General features: G+C 64.1%; 18 protein-coding genes. 8 read left to right on the top strand and 10 right to left on the bottom strand.

Annotated features, from left to right (window positions below):
* Positions 1–131 precede the first annotated feature (131 nt).
* The 4 genes from CSQ92_RS13285 to CSQ92_RS13270 form a co-directional block, all read right to left on the bottom strand.
* Positions 132–2,216: a methyl-accepting chemotaxis protein gene (locus tag CSQ92_RS13285; protein WP_099394318.1), complete on the bottom strand. Its 2,085-nt coding sequence runs from the start codon at positions 2,214–2,216 to the stop codon at positions 132–134.
* Between the two features lie 57 nt (positions 2,217–2,273).
* Positions 2,274–3,068 carry a TorF family putative porin gene (locus tag CSQ92_RS13280; RefSeq protein WP_257219207.1) on the bottom strand — a complete coding sequence of 265 codons (795 nt, stop codon included), beginning with the start codon at positions 3,066–3,068 and terminating at the stop codon, positions 2,274–2,276.
* A 228-nt stretch (positions 3,069–3,296) separates the two neighbouring features.
* On the bottom strand, positions 3,297–3,779 hold the full coding sequence (locus CSQ92_RS13275) for a hypothetical protein (RefSeq protein WP_070254098.1): 483 nt from the start codon (positions 3,777–3,779) through the stop codon (positions 3,297–3,299).
* A 21-nt stretch (positions 3,780–3,800) separates the two neighbouring features.
* The gene (locus CSQ92_RS13270) at positions 3,801–4,502 is read right to left on the bottom strand and encodes a FadR/GntR family transcriptional regulator (protein ID WP_257219206.1); all 702 of its coding nucleotides are present in this window, start codon (positions 4,500–4,502) and stop codon (positions 3,801–3,803) included.
* Between the two features lie 152 nt (positions 4,503–4,654).
* Between CSQ92_RS13270 and CSQ92_RS13265 the strand changes: the two genes are divergently transcribed.
* From CSQ92_RS13265 to CSQ92_RS13250, 4 genes are all read left to right on the top strand, one after another.
* Positions 4,655–5,464: a (Fe-S)-binding protein gene (locus CSQ92_RS13265; protein ID WP_034789131.1), complete on the top strand. Its 810-nt coding sequence runs from the start codon at positions 4,655–4,657 to the stop codon at positions 5,462–5,464.
* Positions 5,461–6,177 carry a LutC/YkgG family protein gene (locus CSQ92_RS13260; RefSeq protein ID WP_099394315.1) on the top strand — a complete coding sequence of 239 codons (717 nt, stop codon included), beginning with the start codon at positions 5,461–5,463 and terminating at the stop codon, positions 6,175–6,177. Before CSQ92_RS13265 ends, CSQ92_RS13260 begins: the two co-directional genes overlap by 4 nt.
* Complete coding sequence (locus CSQ92_RS13255) at positions 6,174–7,619, top strand: LutB/LldF family L-lactate oxidation iron-sulfur protein (RefSeq protein WP_070254096.1); 1,446 nt, start codon at positions 6,174–6,176, stop codon at positions 7,617–7,619. Before CSQ92_RS13260 ends, CSQ92_RS13255 begins: the two co-directional genes overlap by 4 nt.
* An 87-nt stretch (positions 7,620–7,706) precedes the next feature.
* Positions 7,707–9,410 carry a lactate permease LctP family transporter gene (locus CSQ92_RS13250; RefSeq protein WP_099394314.1) on the top strand — a complete coding sequence of 568 codons (1,704 nt, stop codon included), beginning with the start codon at positions 7,707–7,709 and terminating at the stop codon, positions 9,408–9,410.
* A gap of 58 nt (positions 9,411–9,468) precedes the next feature.
* Here CSQ92_RS13250 and CSQ92_RS13245 read toward each other — a convergent pair whose 3' ends face one another.
* Positions 9,469–9,996, bottom strand: a complete 528-nt coding sequence (locus tag CSQ92_RS13245) for an NADPH-dependent FMN reductase (protein ID WP_070282238.1) — start codon at positions 9,994–9,996, stop codon at positions 9,469–9,471.
* Between the two features lie 99 nt (positions 9,997–10,095).
* The gene (locus CSQ92_RS13240; RefSeq protein ID WP_080698581.1) at positions 10,096–10,329 is read right to left on the bottom strand and encodes a DUF3563 family protein; all 234 of its coding nucleotides are present in this window, start codon (positions 10,327–10,329) and stop codon (positions 10,096–10,098) included.
* A gap of 436 nt (positions 10,330–10,765) precedes the next feature.
* On the opposite strand from CSQ92_RS13240, the gene fucP reads away from it, so the two are divergent.
* Positions 10,766–12,070 carry an L-fucose:H+ symporter permease gene (gene fucP / locus CSQ92_RS13235; protein ID WP_099394706.1) on the top strand — a complete coding sequence of 435 codons (1,305 nt, stop codon included), beginning with the start codon at positions 10,766–10,768 and terminating at the stop codon, positions 12,068–12,070.
* 52 nt (positions 12,071–12,122) lie between these two features.
* On the opposite strand, the gene CSQ92_RS13230 is transcribed toward fucP, so the two are convergent.
* Complete coding sequence (locus CSQ92_RS13230; RefSeq protein WP_099388491.1) at positions 12,123–13,016, bottom strand: LysR substrate-binding domain-containing protein; 894 nt, start codon at positions 13,014–13,016, stop codon at positions 12,123–12,125.
* A gap of 160 nt (positions 13,017–13,176) precedes the next feature.
* Here CSQ92_RS13230 and CSQ92_RS13225 point away from each other — a divergent pair, with 160 nt between their 5' ends.
* Entirely contained in the window at positions 13,177–14,670 is a 1,494-nt protein-coding gene (locus CSQ92_RS13225) for an acetyl-CoA hydrolase/transferase family protein (RefSeq protein ID WP_099394705.1), read from the top strand.
* Between the two features lie 69 nt (positions 14,671–14,739).
* Here the strand turns inward: CSQ92_RS13225 and CSQ92_RS13220 are convergent, their stop codons facing one another.
* Positions 14,740–15,111: a hypothetical protein gene (locus CSQ92_RS13220; RefSeq protein ID WP_099394313.1), complete on the bottom strand. Its 372-nt coding sequence runs from the start codon at positions 15,109–15,111 to the stop codon at positions 14,740–14,742.
* Positions 15,112–15,207: 96 nt separating this feature from the next.
* Entirely contained in the window at positions 15,208–15,870 is a 663-nt protein-coding gene (locus CSQ92_RS13215; protein ID WP_099394312.1) for a TetR/AcrR family transcriptional regulator, read from the bottom strand.
* Positions 15,871–16,331: 461 nt separating this feature from the next.
* On the opposite strand from CSQ92_RS13215, the gene CSQ92_RS13210 reads away from it, so the two are divergent.
* The gene (locus tag CSQ92_RS13210; RefSeq protein WP_034789119.1) at positions 16,332–17,453 is read left to right on the top strand and encodes a M14 family metallopeptidase; all 1,122 of its coding nucleotides are present in this window, start codon (positions 16,332–16,334) and stop codon (positions 17,451–17,453) included.
* Positions 17,454–17,465: 12 nt separating this feature from the next.
* Positions 17,466–17,930 carry a CYTH domain-containing protein gene (locus CSQ92_RS13205; RefSeq protein ID WP_099394704.1) on the top strand — a complete coding sequence of 155 codons (465 nt, stop codon included), beginning with the start codon at positions 17,466–17,468 and terminating at the stop codon, positions 17,928–17,930.
* Positions 17,931–18,102: 172 nt separating this feature from the next.
* Here CSQ92_RS13205 and CSQ92_RS13200 read toward each other — a convergent pair whose 3' ends face one another.
* Positions 18,103–19,356 (bottom strand): DUF2863 family protein, encoded by a 1,254-nt coding sequence (locus tag CSQ92_RS13200; protein ID WP_092606302.1) that lies wholly within the window; start codon positions 19,354–19,356, stop codon positions 18,103–18,105.
* Positions 19,357–19,375: the final 19 nt, after the last annotated feature.

Here is a 19,375-nt window from a genome sequence, read left to right as displayed (position 1 = left end):
TTATTCCGGCAAGCATGCGTGCCGTGAGCGCGGCAACAGTATAAAAGGATGGATGAGGGGCAATTCTCACCGAATGTATTCGTGACTTGATTTAAGTCAAGAGTAACTCGCTGCCGGCAGGAAAGGCCGGCTTAAAACTCTTCCCAGTCATCGCCTGCCGGCGTCTTGGCTTGCGTTCTTTCCGCTGGCGCCGGCTTGATCGAGGCGAGGCGCTTGCCTGGCGGCGGCGCCTTGACGGCTGGCGGCGTGCGCGGCGCAGCCACTGTCTTCACTGCCGGCACCGCCGCCTGTTGCTGCGCGCCCAGCTTGAACACGCTGACCACCTCGGCCAAATGGCTGGCCTGGTCTTGCAGGCTTTCGGCGGCCGCTGCCGCTTCCTCGACGAGGGCCGCGTTTTGCTGCGTCACGCCATCCATTTGCGCCAGCGCCTGGTTGACCTGCGCGATGCCGTCGCTTTGCTCGGTGGTGGCGACGCTGATGTCGGCCATGATGGCGGTCACCTTGCGTACGCTGTCGACCACCTGTTCCATGGTGGCGCCCGCCTCATCGACAAGCTTGCTGCCGACGGCCACCTTGCCCACGGAATCGTCGATCAGCAGCTTGATTTCCTTCGCTGCCGCCGCGGAGCGCTGCGCCAGGTTGCGCACTTCCGTGGCGACGACGGCGAAACCGCGCCCCTGTTCACCCGCGCGCGCCGCTTCCACTGCCGCGTTCAGGGCCAGGATATTCGTCTGGAAGGCGATGCCGTCGATGACGCTGATGATGTCGACGATCTTGTTCGACGAATCATTGATCGAGGTCATCGTTTCGATCACCTTGCCGACCACTTCGCCGCTCTTTTGCGCCACGTCCGACGCCGAGGCGGCCAGCTGATTCGCCTGGCGCGCATGGTCGGCGTTTTCCTTGACGGTGCCCGTCAGCTCTTCCACCGAGGCGGCCGTCTCTTCCAGCGAACTGGCTTGCTGTTCCGTGCGGGCCGACAGGTCGTTATTGCCTTGCGCAATTTCCGCGCTGGCACGGGCCACGTTGTCGGCGCTGGCTTGCACTTGCAGCAGCACGGCATGGATCTTTTCCACGAAGGCGTTGAAACCCTTGCCGATGACGGCCAGCTCGTCGGTGCCCTTGACTTCCAGCTTGACGCGCAGGTCGGCGTCACCGCTCGACAAATCCGTCATGGTGCGGCCCAGGGTGCGCAATGGACGCGTCAGCTGGTTGACGACGAGGATCAAAATGCCGGCCGTGGCCGCCGCGCACAGCAGGGCGACGATCAGGGTGTAGATCATCAGGTCGCGCGCCGAGGCCGTGGCCACGCTTTTCGGGAAGTTCAGTTCCACGCTCCACGGGGCGATATCGGGGTGGATCTGCAGCGGCTGCAGCAAGTGGATGTAGCCCTTGTCGTCCTCGTATTCATATGGCTGGCCCTGGCGCACCTTTTCCAGGCCGGCGGCCGGCACGTCGTCCGCCTTCTTGCCCAGGCGCTCAGGCACCGGGTGGCTCGCGTACAGGCCGCCATTCGAGATCAGGGCCAGCTTGCCGCCCTCGATCACTTTCAGGTCGGCAAGGATTTTCGCCAGGCGCGTGAGCATGAAGTCGGCACTGGCCACGCCCTTGAAGCTGCCGTCGATCATGATGGGCGCCACCAGCGAAGCCATCAGCACATTCTTGCCATCGACGGGGTAGATATACGGTTCCGTGAAAAACGTCTTGCCGGTGCGCTTGGGCACGTCGTACCAGTCGTTGGCGCCCGGTTTCGGGTCGAAGACGATGGGTTCGACTTGCAGTTTTCCGCCGGCACCGCGCGTCCAGTAGGGCATGAAGCGGCCGCTGGCGTCGTAGTACGGCTTCTGGTTGGCAAATTCCGCATCCTTGCCGTCGAGCGCGTTCGGCTCCCACGTCACGGCCGAACCGAGCAAGTCTTCCGAACTGGTCAGGGTCGCCTTGGTCAGCTCATTGATCTGTTCGCGCTGCAGGGGCAAATTTGCGCTTTTGGTGCCGCGCATGGCGCCGGCCAGGCTGGACACGCTGGACAGGTTGCTGGCGATGCGCGCCTGCAGCGCGCCGGCCACTTCGCGCGCCGAGGTGCGCGCCAGGTCCAGCGCGGCCGCTTCGGCGCTGGCGCTGCTCTTGTAGCCGATCACGGCCGCCGTGACGCCCAGGCTGAGGATGGCGAGCGCGGTGGCGGCGACGCAGATTTTACTGTTCAGTGAGAGTTGCATGAGGCTGTTCCTTGATGGGGATGGATATCGGTGTCATGGGCGTCGCGGGTAGCGCGCCTAGAAGGTCTTGCTGACGGCCAGCACGACGGTGGCCGCGGCGGGATTCGATGTGTCGAACTGGCCGGCCGCATTCGGGATGCCCAGGGTGTAATGGTCGTAGGCATCGGTGGCGCCCCAGGCGCGCGTGATGGCGGCGCTGGCGTTCCAGCCGCCGTCGAAGGCCCTGGTGACGCCGATCTTGGCGTCGCGCCAGTTCCAGATGGCATTGCCCGTGCCCGCCACCCGGCCATTGCCGGCGTGCAGGTTCAAGGTCCAGGCATTGCCCAGGTCGACATTCGCGCCCACGTCGAGGTAACCCGTGCCGCGCGCATTGCTGATGCCGAAAAAGTCGCGCGTGACCGTATGGTTGTATTTGGCGTACAGCATCTTGTAGCTGAGGCCCAGCGACAGTTCGCCATAGTCGTACTTGACACCCGTGGCGCGGTACACGGCGCCCGGATACTTGTAGTAATACGCGAGCAGGCTGTAGCCCAGTTCTCCCACCGTGCCGCTGTAGCCGCCGTACAGGTCCCATTCGATGGTCGCATCCTCGATATAGCGGTCGCTGACGGTGGAAGCCCAGGTGCCCAGCGACCAGCCGCTCGGGTGCGCGTAGTCGGCACCCGCCTGCAGGGCGGGCTTGCCCCAGGTCTGGCGAAAGCCGCGCGAAATGTATTGCGAAGTGAGGCTGGCGTTGGCGCTGAAGGTGGCGGCAGGGCTGTCCGTCGTCTGCGCCTGCACGGGCAGGGTGGCTGCCAGCAGGAGAAGGCAGCCGAGCAAGGGTGTTGCAGGAAAATGGTGGTGCGATGGCATGGCAGTCAGCTCCGTATTTGCTGGCAGCGGCCGTCCAGGCGCGTTGCCCTGATGGTTGCAATAAAAATGCGGAATGGACTTTTGTGGGGGCAAGGCGGCTTGCGGGCATGTTCGCATGAACATGCACACATTCTCACCAAACGTAACTGAAAGGATAGGGGCTGGGGCTAGTGGAAGTCAACAAAGTTGCGCTACGGAAATCGTAAGTTGTTGTTTCCTGGCACTTTTTCACGCGCTTGTCACACTCGGCCCGCCACGGCTGGCTGCCTGTCGCAGGCTGGCCAGCAGGCCGGGCAGGGCCGCATGCAAGGCTGGCATGTCGCCGGCCTGCAGTTCGGCCTGCATTTCCACCAGGCCCGATGGCTGGCCCCAGACAACCTGTGCGCCCAGCCGGGCGCCGGCGCCGAGGCCCGTGACGCTGACCAGCAGGGCGACTTCCTCGGGGGCATCGTCGGGCATGTCCTCGAGCAGGCAGGAAATGCCGAAGTGATAATCCTGGAAGGCGCTGGCCGTACCGCTGGAAAAGGCGAAGACGGAGGCGAGCGCCCGGGGCACGGCGGCCGCGAGTGGCGGCAGGGCGGCGCGGAACAGGGGCAGCAAGTCGTTTTCCAGCTGGAGCACCAGCGGGTGGGTGTGGACGAGGACGGTCATGGCAGGATGGATCAGGTGGCGGCGCGCGATAGTAGCAGTTTTTGCGGCCACTGTACTCATCTACTGGTCCTACCAGTGGCCTCAATCGTCGTCGCTGGTGACGCGCGTGCGCACGAAATCGATGTGGCTTTGCATGGCCGTGCGCGCTTCCTCGGGCTGGCTGGCGCAGATGGCCTCGCACAGGGTGCGGTGCTGCGACAGCAGGTGCAGCGACGTGGCGTCATCCTGCTGGCGCAAGCCCGTGCCATTGATGGTGATGTGTTCGCGCAGCATGCCGATGATGCTGGTGTGCAGGTGTAAAAACATGGTGTTGTGCGACGCTTGCGCGATGACTTCATGCAGCCGTGCATCGGCCTGCGCCTCGCCGTGCTTGTCGTCGCTGGCGCGCGCCTGTTCCAGCTCGGCCAGCAGCGCCATGATTTGCGCGCGCTCGTTCACGCTGGCCCGCTGCGCCGCAAAGTAGGCCGTCGCCCCTTCCAGCACGCGGCGAAATTCCAGGATGTCGTCGCGCAGGGCGGGGTGGTCGGCCACCAGCTGGCTCCACGGCGAAGCCATGCCCGTGCGCAGCTGATCCGTCACGAACACGCCCGCGCCGCGCCGGCTGCGCACCAGTCCCCGCGCCGCCAGCCGCTGCACCGCTTCGCGCACGGTATTGCGCGAGACCCCATATTGCAGCGCCAGCAGGCGTTCTGCCGGCAGCTGCGCGCCCGCCGGCAAGCTGCCGTCCAGCAGGGACGTTTCCAGCCTGCGCATCACCATCTCGACCCTGCCCCGCGTTTGCATGCCTGTCGCCATCGCTGTCTTCCGGTGTTGTTTTAAAGTGGTCCGAGCAATTTGAAGTGGCTTGCGGAAGCTGGAATTATGCGTGAACCGGTCATTCTTAACAACACACAGCGGCGCCGCAGCAACACACAGAGCGCCGGGGAGACACACTCATGCAGCCAGACCCGCGCCAGCCGCGCCACGCTCCACGCCACTACCCACATGCGCCGCTCCAGGTGTACCTGTTCGCCACCTGCCTGGTCGACCTGTTCGTGCCGCAGGCGGGGCTCGACGCGGTGCGCCTGCTGGAGCGGGAGGGCTTGCTGGTGCATTATCCGCGTGGCCAGAGCTGCTGTGGCCAGCCCGCCTACAGCAGCGGCAATCCGGAGCAGGCGCGCGCCGTGGCCCGCGCCCAGCTGGACCTGTTTGCGCAGCCGTGGCCCGTGATCGTGCCATCCGGTTCCTGCGCCGGCATGATGCGCCACCACTGGCCGCAGCTGTTCCAGGACGACCCGGTGGCCGGTCCCAAGGCTGCCGAACTGGCCGAGCGCGTGTATGAACTGAGCGAATTTCTCGTCTGCGTGCTGCAGCTCGACCTGGCCGGCTTGGCCCTGGCCGCCCCCGGGCAAGCGGAGGAAAACGTGGTGCTGCATACCTCGTGCGGGGCGCGCCGCGAAATGGGCACGCGGGTGCACGGCGTGGCCCTGCTTGACGCCTTGCCCGGCGTGACGCGCATCGAACACCAGCGTGAATCGGAATGCTGCGGCTTTGGCGGCACGTTTTCATTGAAACACCCGGATATTTCCGGCGCCATGGTCAGCGACAAGATCGCCTCGGCCTGCGCCACGGGCTGCGACCGGCTCGTCTCGGCCGATTGCGGCTGCCTGCTCAATATCGGCCACGCCGCGCAGCACCAGGGCGCGCCGCTGCCCGTCGAACATCTGGCCAGCTTCTTGTGGCGCCGCACGGGAGGCGCGGCATGAGCGCGATCTTGACGGCCCGCGAACGCATGCTGGGACGCCTGCGCGCCGCCGCGCCTTCCGCGCCCGAATCGGTGGAGACCATCGATGCCGCCATCGACAAGCACTACGCGGCGCGCCGCGCGCAAGCGCCGCTGTCGCCACGGGGCCGGATCGCCGCCCTGCAGGCAGCCTTGCGCGCCGCGCATGCGGAAGTCGACTGCGTGCGCGGCGATGCCTGGCCAGCCTTGCTGGCGCAGCGCCTCTGTGCGCACGGCGTACACCGGTTGCTGCTCGATGCCGGCAGCGCCGAAGGGCGGGCCTTGCGCGCCGCCTTGCCAACTGGCGTGGAAGCGCTGTCTTTCGAGCGTCCGCTGGCGCAGTGGAAGGGCGAATTGTTCGACACCGTCGATGCCGGTTTTACCGTCGCCCGTTCCGGCATTGCCGCCACGGGTACCCTGGTCATCGCGCCCGACGCGGCCACGCCGCGCACGGTATCGCTGGCGCCGCCCCTGCATGTCTGCCTCGTGTATGCCAGCACCCTGCACGTGGACTTGCATGCGGCGGCGCGCGCCGAGCGCTGGGCCGACGGCATGCCGGCCAACCTGGTGCTCGTGTCGGGTCCTTCGAAAACGTCCGACATCCAGCAAACCCTCGCCTATGGCGCGCACGGTCCGCGCTGGCTGTGGGTGCTGATCATCGATGACTTGCCCGCCCAGGAAGGAGGCCAGCCATGAACGCCAAGCCACTGCAATTCGTCAAGCCGGCCGACTTCCATGCGCGCGCCCGCGCCGCGCTGGACGACCCGAAGCTGCGCCAGAGCTTTCGCGGCGCCATGGATTTTTTACAGGACAAGCGCAGCGCCCAGTTCCCGGATGGCGACGAACTGGAACGCCTGCGCGACATCGGCGAAGCCGTGCGCCAGCACGCGCTGGCGCGCCTGCCCGACTTGCTGGTGCAGCTGGAAGACAAGCTGACGGCGGCCGGCGTGCAGGTGCACTGGGCCGAGGATGGCGAACAGGCCAATGCCATCATCCACGCCATCGCGGAAAGGAACCGGGCGACGCGCTTCATCAAGGGCAAGTCGATGGCCAGCGAGGAGATCGAGCTCAATCACTACCTGGAAGCGCGCGGCATGACGTGCCTGGAGTCGGACATGGGCGAGTACATCGTGCAGCTGGCCGGCGAAAAGCCGTCGCACATCGTCATGCCGGCGATTCACAAGACGAAAGCCGATATCGCCGGCCTGTTCGCCGAGCATATTCCCGACGCGCCCTACACGGAAGATGTCGACAGCCTGATCCAGACGGGGCGGCGCGCCCTGCGCCAGGCGTTTGTCGAGGCGGACATCGGCCTGTCCGGCGTGAACTTCGCGGCAGCCGACACGGGCACCCTGTGGCTGGTGGAAAACGAGGGCAATGGCCGGCTGACGACGTCCGTGCCGGAGATTCACATCGCCATCATGGGCATGGAAAAAGTGGTGGCCAAGCTGGAACATATCGTGCCGCTGGCCAGCTTGCTGACACGCTCGGCCACGGGCCAGGCCGTCACCACGTATTTCAACCTGATTTCCGGCCCGCGCCGCGCCGGTGAACAGGATGGGCCGCGCGAAGTGCACCTGGTCTTGCTCGACAACGGCCGCAGCCAGGCTTACGCGGACGAGCAGCTGCGCGCCACCCTGCAATGCATCCGCTGCGGCGCCTGCATGAACCACTGCCCCGTCTACACGCGCATCGGCGGCCACGCCTACGGCACCACGTATCCGGGGCCGATCGGCAAGATCATCTCGCCCCACTTGCTGGGACTAGCTGCGACGGCGGACCTGGCCACCGCATCGAGCCTGTGCGGCGCCTGCGGCGAAGTGTGCCCCGTGCGCATCCCGATTCCGCAGCTGCTGGTGCGCCTGCGCACGGAGGCCAATCGCAATCCCGGCGAGCAGGTGGCGCATCCGCTGCGCGGGCAGGGCGCCAAGTTCAGCCGTGGCGAAAGCCTGATCTGGCGCTTCTGGAGCGGCGCCTTTGCGCGCCCAATCAGTTATCGCCTGTTCCGCTGGGCCGCCACGCGCCTGCGCGCACTGACGCCGCGCGCGCAACTGGGCTGGACGCAGCATCGCAAGCCCTTGACGCCGGCGCCGCGCAGCCTGGCCGACCTGCTCAATGCGCGGGGCCAGGAAGAGTAGCGCCGGCTTCCACAGAAAAATACGCCGCAAAAAAATACAGCAAAGCCGTTTTTTCACTTAACCCGCATCCACCGGAGGAGACCCGACATGCAAACCTGGACCCAACTTTATACACCGCTCGGCAGCTTGTGGCTGTCGTCGCTGGCGGCAGCCGTTCCCATCATTTTCTTCTTCATCGCCCTGGCCGCGCTGCGCATCAAGGGACACGTGGCGGCCGCCGTCACCCTGGCGCTGGCGCTGGCCGTCGCCATCTTCGCGTATGGCATGCCCGTGCCGCAGGCGCTGGCGGCGGCCGGCTACGGCTTTGCGTATGGCTTGTGGCCCATCGCCTGGATCATCGTCACGGCCGTCTTCCTGTACAAGATCGTCGTCAAGACGGGACAGATCGAGATCATCCGCGCCTCCGTGCTGTCGGTGACGGACGACCAGCGCCTGCAGGTGCTGCTGATCGGCTTTGCCTTCGGCGCCTTCCTGGAAGGGGCGGCCGGTTTCGGCGCGCCCGTGGCCATCACCTCGGCGTTGCTGGTGGGCCTGGGCTTCAACCCGCTGTATGCGGCGGGCCTGTGCCTGATCGCCAATACGGCGCCCGTGGCCTTTGGCGCCATGGGCATCCCCATCATCGTGGCGGGCCAGGTGACGGGCATCGACCCCTTCCTGATCGGCGCCATGGCGGGCCGCCAGTTGCCGCTGCTGTCGCTGGCCGTGCCATTCTGGCTGGTGTTCATGATGGATGGCGCGCGCGGCGTGCGCGAGGTGTGGCCGGCCGCCCTGGTGACGGGCGCCAGCTTTGCCGTTACCCAGTACTTCACGTCCAACCATATCGGGCCGGAGCTGCCGGACATCACCTCGGCCCTCGTCAGCCTGGTGTCGCTGACCCTGTTCCTGAAAGTGTGGCAGCCGAAGAATGCCAAGGTGGTCAACGCCGTCGGCGGCGGCGCCGCTGCGCTGTCCGGTTTTGGCGGCGCAGGCAGTGCGGACTTGCGCGGCAGCGGCAGCCGCGCCGCCTCGCCCTATACCTTGGCGCAAACGGCGCGCGCCTGGGCGCCGTTCGGCCTGCTGACGGCCATCGTCACCGTCTGGAGCCTGCCCGGCTTCAAGTCCCTGTTCGCCGCCGGCGGCGCGTTATCCAGCCTGGTCGTCAAGATCCACGTGCCTTACCTGGACCAGCTGGTGATCAAGACGATGCCCATCGTGGCGGAGCCGAAAGCGTATGACGCCGTCTTCAAGCTCGACCTGTTGTCGGCCGTGGGCACGGCGATCTTGCTGACGGCCGTGCTGTCGATGTGGATGCTGCGCATGAAGCCGCGCGATGGCATCAAGGCCTTCGTGGAAACGCTCGTGGAATTGCGCCGTCCCGTGCTGTCGATCGGCCTGGTGCTGGCGTTTGCCTTCGTGGCCAACTATTCGGGCATGTCGTCCACCCTGGCCCTGCTGCTGGCTGGCAGCGGCGCCGCCTTCCCGTTCTTCTCGCCGTTCCTGGGCTGGCTGGGCGTGTTCCTGACGGGGTCCGATACGTCGTCGAATGCCTTGTTCTGCTCCCTGCAAAACACCACGGCGCACCAGATCGGCGTGTCCGATACCTTGCTGGTGGCGGCCAATACGACGGGTGGCGTGACGGGCAAGATGATTTCGCCCCAGTCGATCGCCGTCGCCTGCGCCGCCACTGGCCTGGTGGGCAAGGAATCGGACCTGTTCCGCTTTACCTTGAAGCACAGCCTGCTGTTTGCTGTGATCATCGGCATCATCACCATGCTGCAGGCGTACGTGTTCACCGGCATGATCCCGCACTGAGCGATCCGTAGAAGTACGTAGTAAAACTAGATGAAATGATAGTAAAACGTGCAGAAGGTCATGAAAATGACCTGATGCACTGCAACATATCGAGGATGGCCCGGCGCAATGCCGGGTCCGCGGCGATACCCTCCGCATCGAGACCCGACCCCAGCAGGGGCAGGCTGATACAGGCTTCGTCGATCAGCCGCGCCGACATGGTGCGTACCGTTTCGCGCAAGGCCGCCTGCGCATGCGTGGCGCGCGGCGAGGCGTTCAGCAGCACCAGCGGCTTGTCGATGAACGATTCATTTCCCACCATCCAGTCCAGCCCATTTTTCATGGGGCCGCTCACGCCGTGCGCGTACTCGGGGCTGGCCAGCATCAGCACATCGGCCGCCAGGATGGCGTCGCGCAGGGCCGTCACGGCCGGCAGGCTGTCGGCGTCGAGGTCGGGATTGAACAGGGGTAATTCACCGAGTCCGGGATAGATGCGGATCTCGAATAGCGCTGGGGCAAGCCCTGCGATGGCGTGCAGCAGGGCGGTGTTCAGCGAGGCGGCGCGCAGGCTGCCAGCGATGGCGAGGATGGTAATGGGCGTTTGCATCCCGCCTGTATAGCCCATCCTGTGCTCAAGCGCAAGGCGAGCAGGATGGCGCTATCGTTGTTGCTACAGCCGATGATGGGCTGCGTGCTGCAGTACTGATTAACGGCTCAGGCCGCTCATCCAGCTTGGCTGCGGGTTGGCGCGGGCCAGTTCGCGCATGCGGTATTCCAGGTCGTAACGGTCGGTCGATTCGGCCAGGTAGGCTTCTTCGTAAGCGCGCTCGCGGCGGTCGCTGCTTTGGTTCAGCCAGGCGCCCACGCGCTTGGCGGCGTGAACGAGGGTGGCGACGATATTGCTGTTTTGCGTGGTGTGGTAAGTAAATGCGGTAGACATGGCAGACTCCTTGTGTGGCGTGCCGCGTTGTGCTGCACTGCAATATAATTATAGCGATTCCAAGTTATAAGGCTACTTTTGATTTCAAATGTCAGCTATTCATTTTTTAAATAACAGGCGGGAAAGCTGCGCAATACGGGGCTTTAAGGCATAATGCCGGCGCAGTATCGTAGTTTTACTACAAGACGTTTTTGTCCTGGATGTTGTTTTCAGACGCAGCCCGCAGGCGTGCCGCGCCCACAAGACATCGTTCTGACGAGAAACGGTCGGCCGTGCGCCTGCCGCGCGCGAGACGTGCCATGCCTGCCCCTCTATCGTTGATGGCAGTCATGGCCCACGCTGATATCTGCGTGACGCTCGCGCGTCCTGGCGCTGCCCGGGTGGAAACGCTTCCATGCCTGGCGCGATCAACTTGGAATTGAAAAATGGAGAAGGTATGGAATACGTAAAGCAAGGCCAGGGCGTACCGTCCGCACGGGCCGGCACGCAAAACAATACAGGCGCCCTGATCATTGTCACGGTGCTGTTTTTCATGTGGGGATTGCTGACATCGCTCAATGATGTGCTGATTCCCCATCTGCGCTCGATCTACACCTTGACCTATGTCCAGGCGATGCTGGTGCAGTTCTGCTTCTTTGGCGCCTACGCCGTCGTCTCGCTGCCGGCCGGCATGCTGATCAAGAAGATCGGCTACCAGCGCGGCGTCGTCGCGGGCTTGCTGATCGCGGCCGCCGGCTGCGCCATGTTCTACCCGGCGTCCACCGGCAGCTATGCGCTGTTCCTCTTGTCCTTCTTTATCCTGGCGGCCGGCATCACCGTGCTGCAGGTGGCGGCCAATCCGTATGTGACGGAACTGGGCGACCCGCAGACGGCGTCGAGCCGCCTGACTCTGACGCAGGCGTTCAACGCGCTGGGCACCACCGTGGCGCCGGCCCTGGGCGGCATGCTGATTTTGTCGGGCACCGTGCTGACGGTGCAGCAGTTCGACCTGCTGCCGGCAGCCGAGCAACTGGCTTACCGCGCCAAGGAAGCGGCCTCCGTGCAAGGCCCGTACCTGGTGCTGGCCGCCACCCTGGTGATACTGGCCGTGCTGTTCGCGCTGGCCAAACTGCCGAAGATTTCACACGCCGATGATGCGGCTGCCGTGGCGCAGGATGGCCACAAGGTTTCGATCTGGTCGCACCGCCACCTGGTGCTGGGCGCGCTGGCCATCTTCCTGTATGTGGGCGGTGAGGTCAGCATCGGCAGCTTCCTGATCAACTTCCTCGGCGAGAGCCATATCGCTGGCCTCAGCCACGCCGATGCCGCCTATTTCGTCAGCTATTACTGGGGTGGCGCCATGCTGGGCCGTTTCGTCGGCTTTGCCGTGATGCGCTATGTCAGCCCGGGCAAGACCCTGGCCTTCAACGCCGCTGTCGTCATCGCGCTGATCCTCGTCGCCGTGTTCTCCAGCGGTCACACGGCCATGTGGGCACTGATCGCCGTCGGCCTGTTCAACTCCATCATGTTCCCGACCATCTTCAGCATGGCCCTGAACAAGCTGGGCGCGCAAACGGGTCAAGGTTCGGGCATCCTGTGCATGGCCATCGTCGGCGGCGCCATCGTGCCGTTCATCCAGGGCTTCCTGGCCGACCACATCAACCTGCAGCTGTCCTTCCTCGTGCCGGCCCTGTGCTACACCTTCATTCTGTACTTCGGCTGGAAATACGCCAGCATGTACAAGGACGACGCCGCCAAATAAGCAAGGTGGCGCGATCAATCAAAAGGGTGGCCTCGGCCACCCTTTTTTTACGTCAGTGCGCGAACGGCGTGCCCAGCACGTCCTGGCATACCTCGAGCCAGGCGCGCGCCGCGTGCGACAGATAACGTCCGCTCCAGACATGCGCCACCTGCCATGCCACTTCCGGTTCGACGATGCGCACCGCTTCCAGCCGTTCGCCGGCCAGGCGGTGGATGAACGGCTCGGGCAGCAGAGCCACCCCCAGGCCCGCCGAGGCCATCGCCACCAGCCAGTCCCACTGGCCGCTCTGCGCGGCGATGGTCGGCGTGAATCCCGCTTGCGCGAAATGCTGGCGCAGGCTGCGCGTGAGGGCGAAATCATCCTTCAATAACACCAGCGGCAGCTCGGCCAGCGCCTTGAAGGGCAGTGTCGTGCGGTTTTTCTGGAACGTGCCCGGCTCGGCCAGGGCCCAGATCGGGTAGTTGGCCACTTCCACTGCCACGAGATCGAGTTCCGGGTCGGCCGGCAGCACCGTCATGCCGATTTCCAGCTCGCCCCCCGCCACCTTGCGCTCGATCTGCTGGCCCGTGTCTTCCTGCAGGGTCAGGCTGATGTTCGGATGGCGCGCCCGAAAGGCTTTTAATACGGGCGTAAACAGCACGTTGATCATGGGCGGGATGCCGACCGCCAGGCTGCCGCGCTGCAAGGCCTGGGTGTCGCGCACTTCCAAGGTCAGCTGGCGCATATTGGCCAGCATCTCCTGGCCGTGCTGGTAGACGATGCGGCCCGTGTCCGTCAGGGTCAGCTTGCGTCCGTCGCGCACCAGCAGCTGGGCGCCCACCTCGTCTTCCAGCTGGCGCACCATCTTGCTGATGGTCGACTGAGTCAGGTGCAGCGATTCGGCCGCCTGCGTAAAGCTCGACAGGCGCACGGTTTCGACGAAATAGCGCAGGGAACGGATATCCAAGGGAGTGCTCAGCGTTGGCAGGGCATGAAAATATCGACTGGATGTGACGAAATTAATTCATGCCATGCATGTGGACGGGATTTTATACTGAAACCACTTATGGGGCTGGTGTATGACAGCCATCCAGTTTGAGAATATTAAGAATATCAGGAGCATCACGATGTACGAGGACCGTATCCGCCACCCAGGCTTGCTCAGTAAAATCATGAGCGCCGATGAGGCAGCCAAATTGTTCCACAACGGCATGCGTGTCGGCATGAGCGGCTTCACCCGTGCCGGCGATGCCAAGGCCTTGCCTCGCGCGCTGGCCGAACGCGCCCTGCAAGATCCATTGAGCCTGACCCTGATCACGGGCGCTTCGCTGGGCAATGGCAGCGATGGCCTGATGGCCGAGGCGGGCGTGCTGGCGCGCCGCATGCCGTTCCAGGTCGACCCCGTCTTGCGCGGCAAGATCAACAACGGTGAAGTCATGTTCATCGACCAGCACCTGTCGGAAACGGCCGAGCAGCTGCGTTCGGGCAACCTGGCCGCCGTCGACATCGCCGTCATCGAAGCGACGGCCATCACGGCCGCCGGCGCCATCATCCCGACCATGTCGGTGGGCAACTCCGCCGCCTTTGCCCAGCAGGCCACGCAAGTCATCATCGAAATCAACCTGTCCACGCCGCTGGCGCTGGAAGGCTTGCATGACATTTATATCCCGCAAACCTTGCCGGGCCGCGAGCCGATACCGCTCACGCGCGTCGACCAGCGCCTGGGCAGCACGGCCATCGCCATCGACCCGGCCCGCATCGCCGCCATCGTCATCACGGACAGCCCCGACAGCCCGTCGAACGCCTTGCCGCCCGACGCGGAAACGCAGGCCATCGCCGGCCACGTGATCGCTTTTCTCGAAGGCGAAGTGGCGGCCGGGCGCATGGGCCCGGAACTGCTGCCCCTGCAAGCGGGTATCGGCACCATCGCCAACGCCGTGCTGCATGGCCTGATCGGCTCGCCCTTCCAGAACATGACGATGTATTCGGAAGTGCTGCAGGACAGCGCCATCGAGCTGCTCGATTCCGGCCAGCTGGCGTTTGCCTCGGCCTCGTCGATCACCCTGTCGGCCGCCGTGCACCAGAAGCTGATGGACAATATCGACCATTACCGCTCGAAGATCGTGCTGCGCCCGCAAGAGATCAGCAACCATCCCGAGATCGTGCGCCGCCTGGGCATCATCGCCCTGAACACGGCGCTCGAGTTCGATATCTACGGCAACGTCAATTCCACGCACGTGTGCGGCACGCACATGATGAACGGCATCGGCGGCTCGGGTGACTTTGCGCGCAATGGGCAAGTGTCGATGTTCGTGTCGAAATCGGCGGCCAAGGGCGGGCGCATTTCCAGCGTCGTGCCGATGGTCTCGCATGTCGACCATACGGAGCATGACGTCGACGTGCTGGTGACGGAGTGGGGGTTTGCGGACTTGCGCGGACTGGCGCCGCGCGAACGGGCGCCGCTGATCATCGAGCGCTGCACGCATCCCGATTACCGCGCGCAACTGCGTGCTTATTATGACGCGGCATGCCAGCGCGGCGGCCATACGCCGCACATCCTGGAGCAGGCGCTGTCGTGGCATGTGCGCTACCAGGAAACGCAGAGCATGCTGGCAGCGTAGCAGGCTTCGCTAACCTCAGGACAGGCAGGGCAGGGCGGTGCTGCACCGCGCCTGCCTTTTTGTTTTTCCTCAGTAGATATGCAGCGCCTTGGCGCCCAAGCCCAGCAGGGCAAACGTGGTGGTGGCCTGTATCCCCATGAACCACAGGAAGTGGGTGTGCATGTGCTTGCGGATGTCGCCCAGTTCCGTGCGCAAGGCGTGGCAGTCGCCGCGCAAGTCGCCGCGAAACTGCGTCAGGTCGGCGCGCAGCAACTGCGATTCGTCGCGCAACGCCGTACGTACATTGTCGAGGCCGTCGCCAAGACGCTGTTCCAGGGTCTTGAACCATAGCCGGTCATGTTCCCGGTCCGTTTCCAGTTTTGTCAGGCGCGCTTCCATGCGTACAGCATTGTGCGCGCCTTGCTGTTTGTCAAGCTGGTCCGTGGCATAGGCTTCGTTCATCTCGCCCTCCTTCGCGCGAGCCGCGCTGCACCAGCGCAGGCGGCTTCACTCCACTGTCCGCCTTTTCTGTCGGGACGGTTTGCGCTGGATCAAACGTCAGGAAGCCGGTGCAAAGCGTAAACGGATGCCTGCCGTGACGACGGCCAGCAAGTCGTCGATATGCGCGTTCATTTCCGGGTGCGGCGTCCATGGGTCGCCCGCATCCATGACGATGCGCAGCGAGACGAGGCCGTGCAGCGATTGCCAGAAGATCTGCGTCATCGTGTGCAGCGCCGGCTCGCCCTGGCGCACATGGCCCGCCTGCGCCAGTTCGCCGAACAGGTGCAGCGCATAGGCGTACGGATCCTGCTCGATATTGCCGTGTTCGACTTCGACGGCGTCGAGCTCCGCATGCGGACGCAGCTCCATGAAGATCAGCGAATATTCGTCGGGATGCTGGAAGCCGTACTCGATGTAGGCGCGGCCGACCAGGCGGATGCGTTCCCACGGCTCAGTGCTGGCGGCGCAGGCCGTGCGCATGGCGCGCACCAGTTCCAGCAAGTCCTTGTCCATGGCCTGGGCGATCAGGGTGGCCTTGTCGCGGAACAGGGCGTACACGACGGTGGTGGAAAAGCCGGCCGCCTCGGCTACCTTGCGGATGGAGACGGCGCGCGCGCCTCCTTTCTTGATGAGATCTTTGACGACGTCGATGATGTGCTCGCGCCGCGCCTGAGCCTCGCGTAACTTTCTTTCCTGGATATTAGTTAACTTCTTGTCCACGACTCTTTCCTGGCGACTCTATGAAAGCAAGAATTATAGGGGGGCGATTGAGCGCCAATGTGTCAGCGGCTGTTACAAATCAGTTTTTTGTCCGGTAGATGCAACAGCTGACCGATTTTTCGCGCTTTTGCCCGTCACTTTTCCATCGATGCCCCGGATTGGTGCATAAATCGCCTGGCCAGGCTTTGCGAACGGGCCCAAAGGGCGGAAAATAGCGGGATAGCTTACACTGCGTTTTTAAGTAATCCCCGGGAAATTATTGTGAATTTATAGCGAACAGAAGCGGATGCGATGCAAGGCGCTCGCCGCGACGCAGTGCGAGCACTGCTAGCGGTGGGCAACACAGCAGCGCGCCGATTGTGGAGACTAGAAATCAGAAGAATTTATTGGGGGTTACTTAGCGCGCCGGCGCCAGCCCACGAGGCAACGCCGGAACACTTACATTCGGACGGGATCATTACATGACCATTAAAATCAGCCAGAACTTCGACTCGGGCGCCATCGACGTGGTGAGCGCCACCAGTGCCGGCGCCATCGACCTGAACTTGCGCAAGGATAGCCACGCCGACATCCACCAGTGGTTCCACTTCCGCCTGCAGGGCGCGCGTGGCCAGGCATGCACGATGCGTTTCCTGAACGCGGGCCAGGCCACCTATCCGGCCGGCTACGAAGACTACCAGGCCGTGGCCAGCTACGACAGCGAAAACTGGTTCCGCGTGCCGACCTCGTTCGACGGCCAGGTCATGACGATCTCTCACACGCCGGAACTCGACAGCGTGTATTACGCTTATTTCGAGCCGTATTCGTGGGAGCGCCATCTGCGCCTGCTGGGCGAAGTGGCCGAGCATCCGCTGGCGCGCGTGTCCGACCTGGGCAGCACGGTCGATGGCCGCGACATGAACATGGTGACCATTGGCAATCCGCAGGCGGAAAAGAAAATCTGGGTCATCGCGCGCCAGCATCCGGGCGAATCGATGGCGGAATGGTTCGTCGAAGGCTTGATCGACTCGCTGCTGGACGACGCCAACCCGATCGCGCGCAAACTGCTGCAGCGCGCCGTGTTCCACATCGTGCCGAACATGAACCCGGACGGTTCCATCCGCGGCAACCTGCGCACGAATGCGGCAGGCGCCAACCTGAACCGCGAATGGATGACGCCTTCGCTGGAATCGAGCCCGGAAGTGCTGTGCGTGAAAAACAAGATCCATGAAACGGGCGTCGACATGTTCTTCGACATCCATGGCGATGAAGCGCTGCCGTACAACTTTGTGGCCGGCAATGAAATGCTGGAAAACTTCACGCCGGCGCAAGCGGCGCACCAGAAAGCCTTCATCGAGCGCTACAAGCAGGCCAGCCCCGATTTCCAGGACAAGTTCGGCTATGCGGCCAGCAAGTACAAATCGGACATGCTGACCCTGGCGTCGAAATACATCGGCCACCACTTCGGCTGCCTGGCGCTGACGCTGGAAATGCCATTCAAGGAAAACGCCGACTTGCCGGATCCGGCCGTCGGCTGGAACGGCGCGCGCAGCGCGGCCCTGGGCGCGGCCATGCTGCAGCCTATCCTGCTGTCGCTGGATTGAACGGCGTTGTTCATGGGTATCGAGATCGAGCGTAAATTTTTGCTTGCCGGCGACGCCTGGCGCGGCCTGGGCCAGGCGGTCCTGCTGCGCCAGGGCTATCTGTCGTCCGCGCGCGAGCGCGTGGTGCGCGTGCGCATCGAAGGCGAGCAGGCGATGCTGACCATCAAGGGCGCGAACGTGGGCGCGACGCGCGGCGAGTGGGAGTATCCGATTCCGCTGGCCGATGCCGCCGAGCTGCTCGACGGCCTGTGCGAACAGCCGCTGATCGAAAAGGTCCGCCACCGCATCGAACATGCGGGCATGGTGTGGGAAGTCGACGAGTTCCTGGGCGCCAATGCGGGCCTGGTGGTGGCCGAGATCGAACTGGCCTCGGAAGACCAGCCGTTCGAGAAGCCGGAATGGATCGGCGCGGAAGTGTCCGGCGACGCGCGCTACTACAACGCGAACCTGATCCGCCACCCGTTTTCGCAGTGGTGACGAGGCGTCAAAAAGCTTGTTGAAATGAAAAAGGCGGAACCTCGGTTCCGCCTTTTTTTGCATCAGGGGTATGGTCGGATTACGCCGTACCGGCTAATCCGACCTACGGCCTATGCCAGCAGCGTAGGTCGGATTAGCGCGCAGCGCGTAATCCGACAACACCGTTACAGCATCAATGGAAGTGTTCCGTGCCTTGCGGCGTATCTTCCGGCATTTCCGCATGCGCCAGTTCGCCCACGGGATCGGCAAACAGGGGCGCGCCGCAATCGTCGCAGTATTCACCGACAAAACGTTCCGCGTGGCGCTTGATCTGCGTCACGCCGGCGGCGTTCAGGTGCTCGATGATTTCATCGACGGGCGTCTTTTGCTTGTCCAGCGCGGCGATGCCGACCTGGATCAGGCCTTCGATCGGCGTGCCATCCTCATCTTCCTGGCCATATAAAGGCCAGACGATGCCGTAGATCACGTCCGGCGCCTGGCGCAGGGTGAAGGCGATGCGGTACTCGTCCACCTGGCCATCGGCCGCTTCCTCGCCGAAACCGGCGATCACGGCGCGCAGTTCCGACGGCTCGATGGCCAGCGTGTGCGTCAGGTAGTGCACGGCGGCGCGCACGGAGACGGGACGGATCAGCTTGTCCGCTTCGCGGCAGGCCACGTAATACGCTTCCGGCAGCAGCAATTCCAGGCCGCAGCCGGGCAGCAGGCGGGCAATCGTCGGCGTGGCCTGCGTGCGCCATTGTTCCAGGGCGGCGCTGCGCTCGGCGATGAAGTCGAGCTGGCTCGACGGCGTCTGCCAGCGGAACAGCGGTGCGCCAGCAGGGGCCACCACGGCCACCAGCAGGTAGCGCGTGTCGGCCAGGAAGGGCGCCGTTTCCGCCTCTTTGGCCGACGGCTTGACAGCCGTGCCCTTCAGGGCGGCCAGTGCCAGCTTCTGCGTCTTGGCATAGGTCTCGACGTGGCTGCGCGGCAGCTGGTCGATCGAATACAGGGTGGGCGCCATGGCCATCTTCGTGCCATCGGCCAGCAGGTGGGCGGCGAAATGCGCCGACAGCACGCCGTGCGCGTCGCCGGCCATGGGGCCGGAGGCGATGGAAAAGCGCGTCCACGCGAGGATGGGCACGGCGACCAGCAGGGCGTCGTAGCGCACGTCTTCGTGCGTGATGACGGTCGATTCGCTGACGGCTTCAACGCAGTCCATCAGCACGTCGTAGGCGTTCAAGTCTTCCTTGAACAGGCTGCCCAGGGTGTTGTCGATGGTGTCCTGGTGGCCGGTTTTGAGTAATTTCTGGAGCTGCGTATCCAGGCTGTGTTCCCAGGACCGCTCTTCGAGACGGCTGGCTGCCTGTACGATCGCCTGGGCAAAGGTGACCAGGCGCTGGCTGTCGGCAGTCAGTTTATGGGATGAATCTTTGGAAGGACGACGCATGGCGGGATAAGAGTCTCGG

The organism is Janthinobacterium sp. BJB446 (assembly GCF_002735655.1).
Classification (GTDB): domain Bacteria; phylum Pseudomonadota; class Gammaproteobacteria; order Burkholderiales; family Burkholderiaceae_D; genus Janthinobacterium; species Janthinobacterium lividum.
This window is presented reverse-complemented; position numbering and strand designations above follow the sequence as displayed.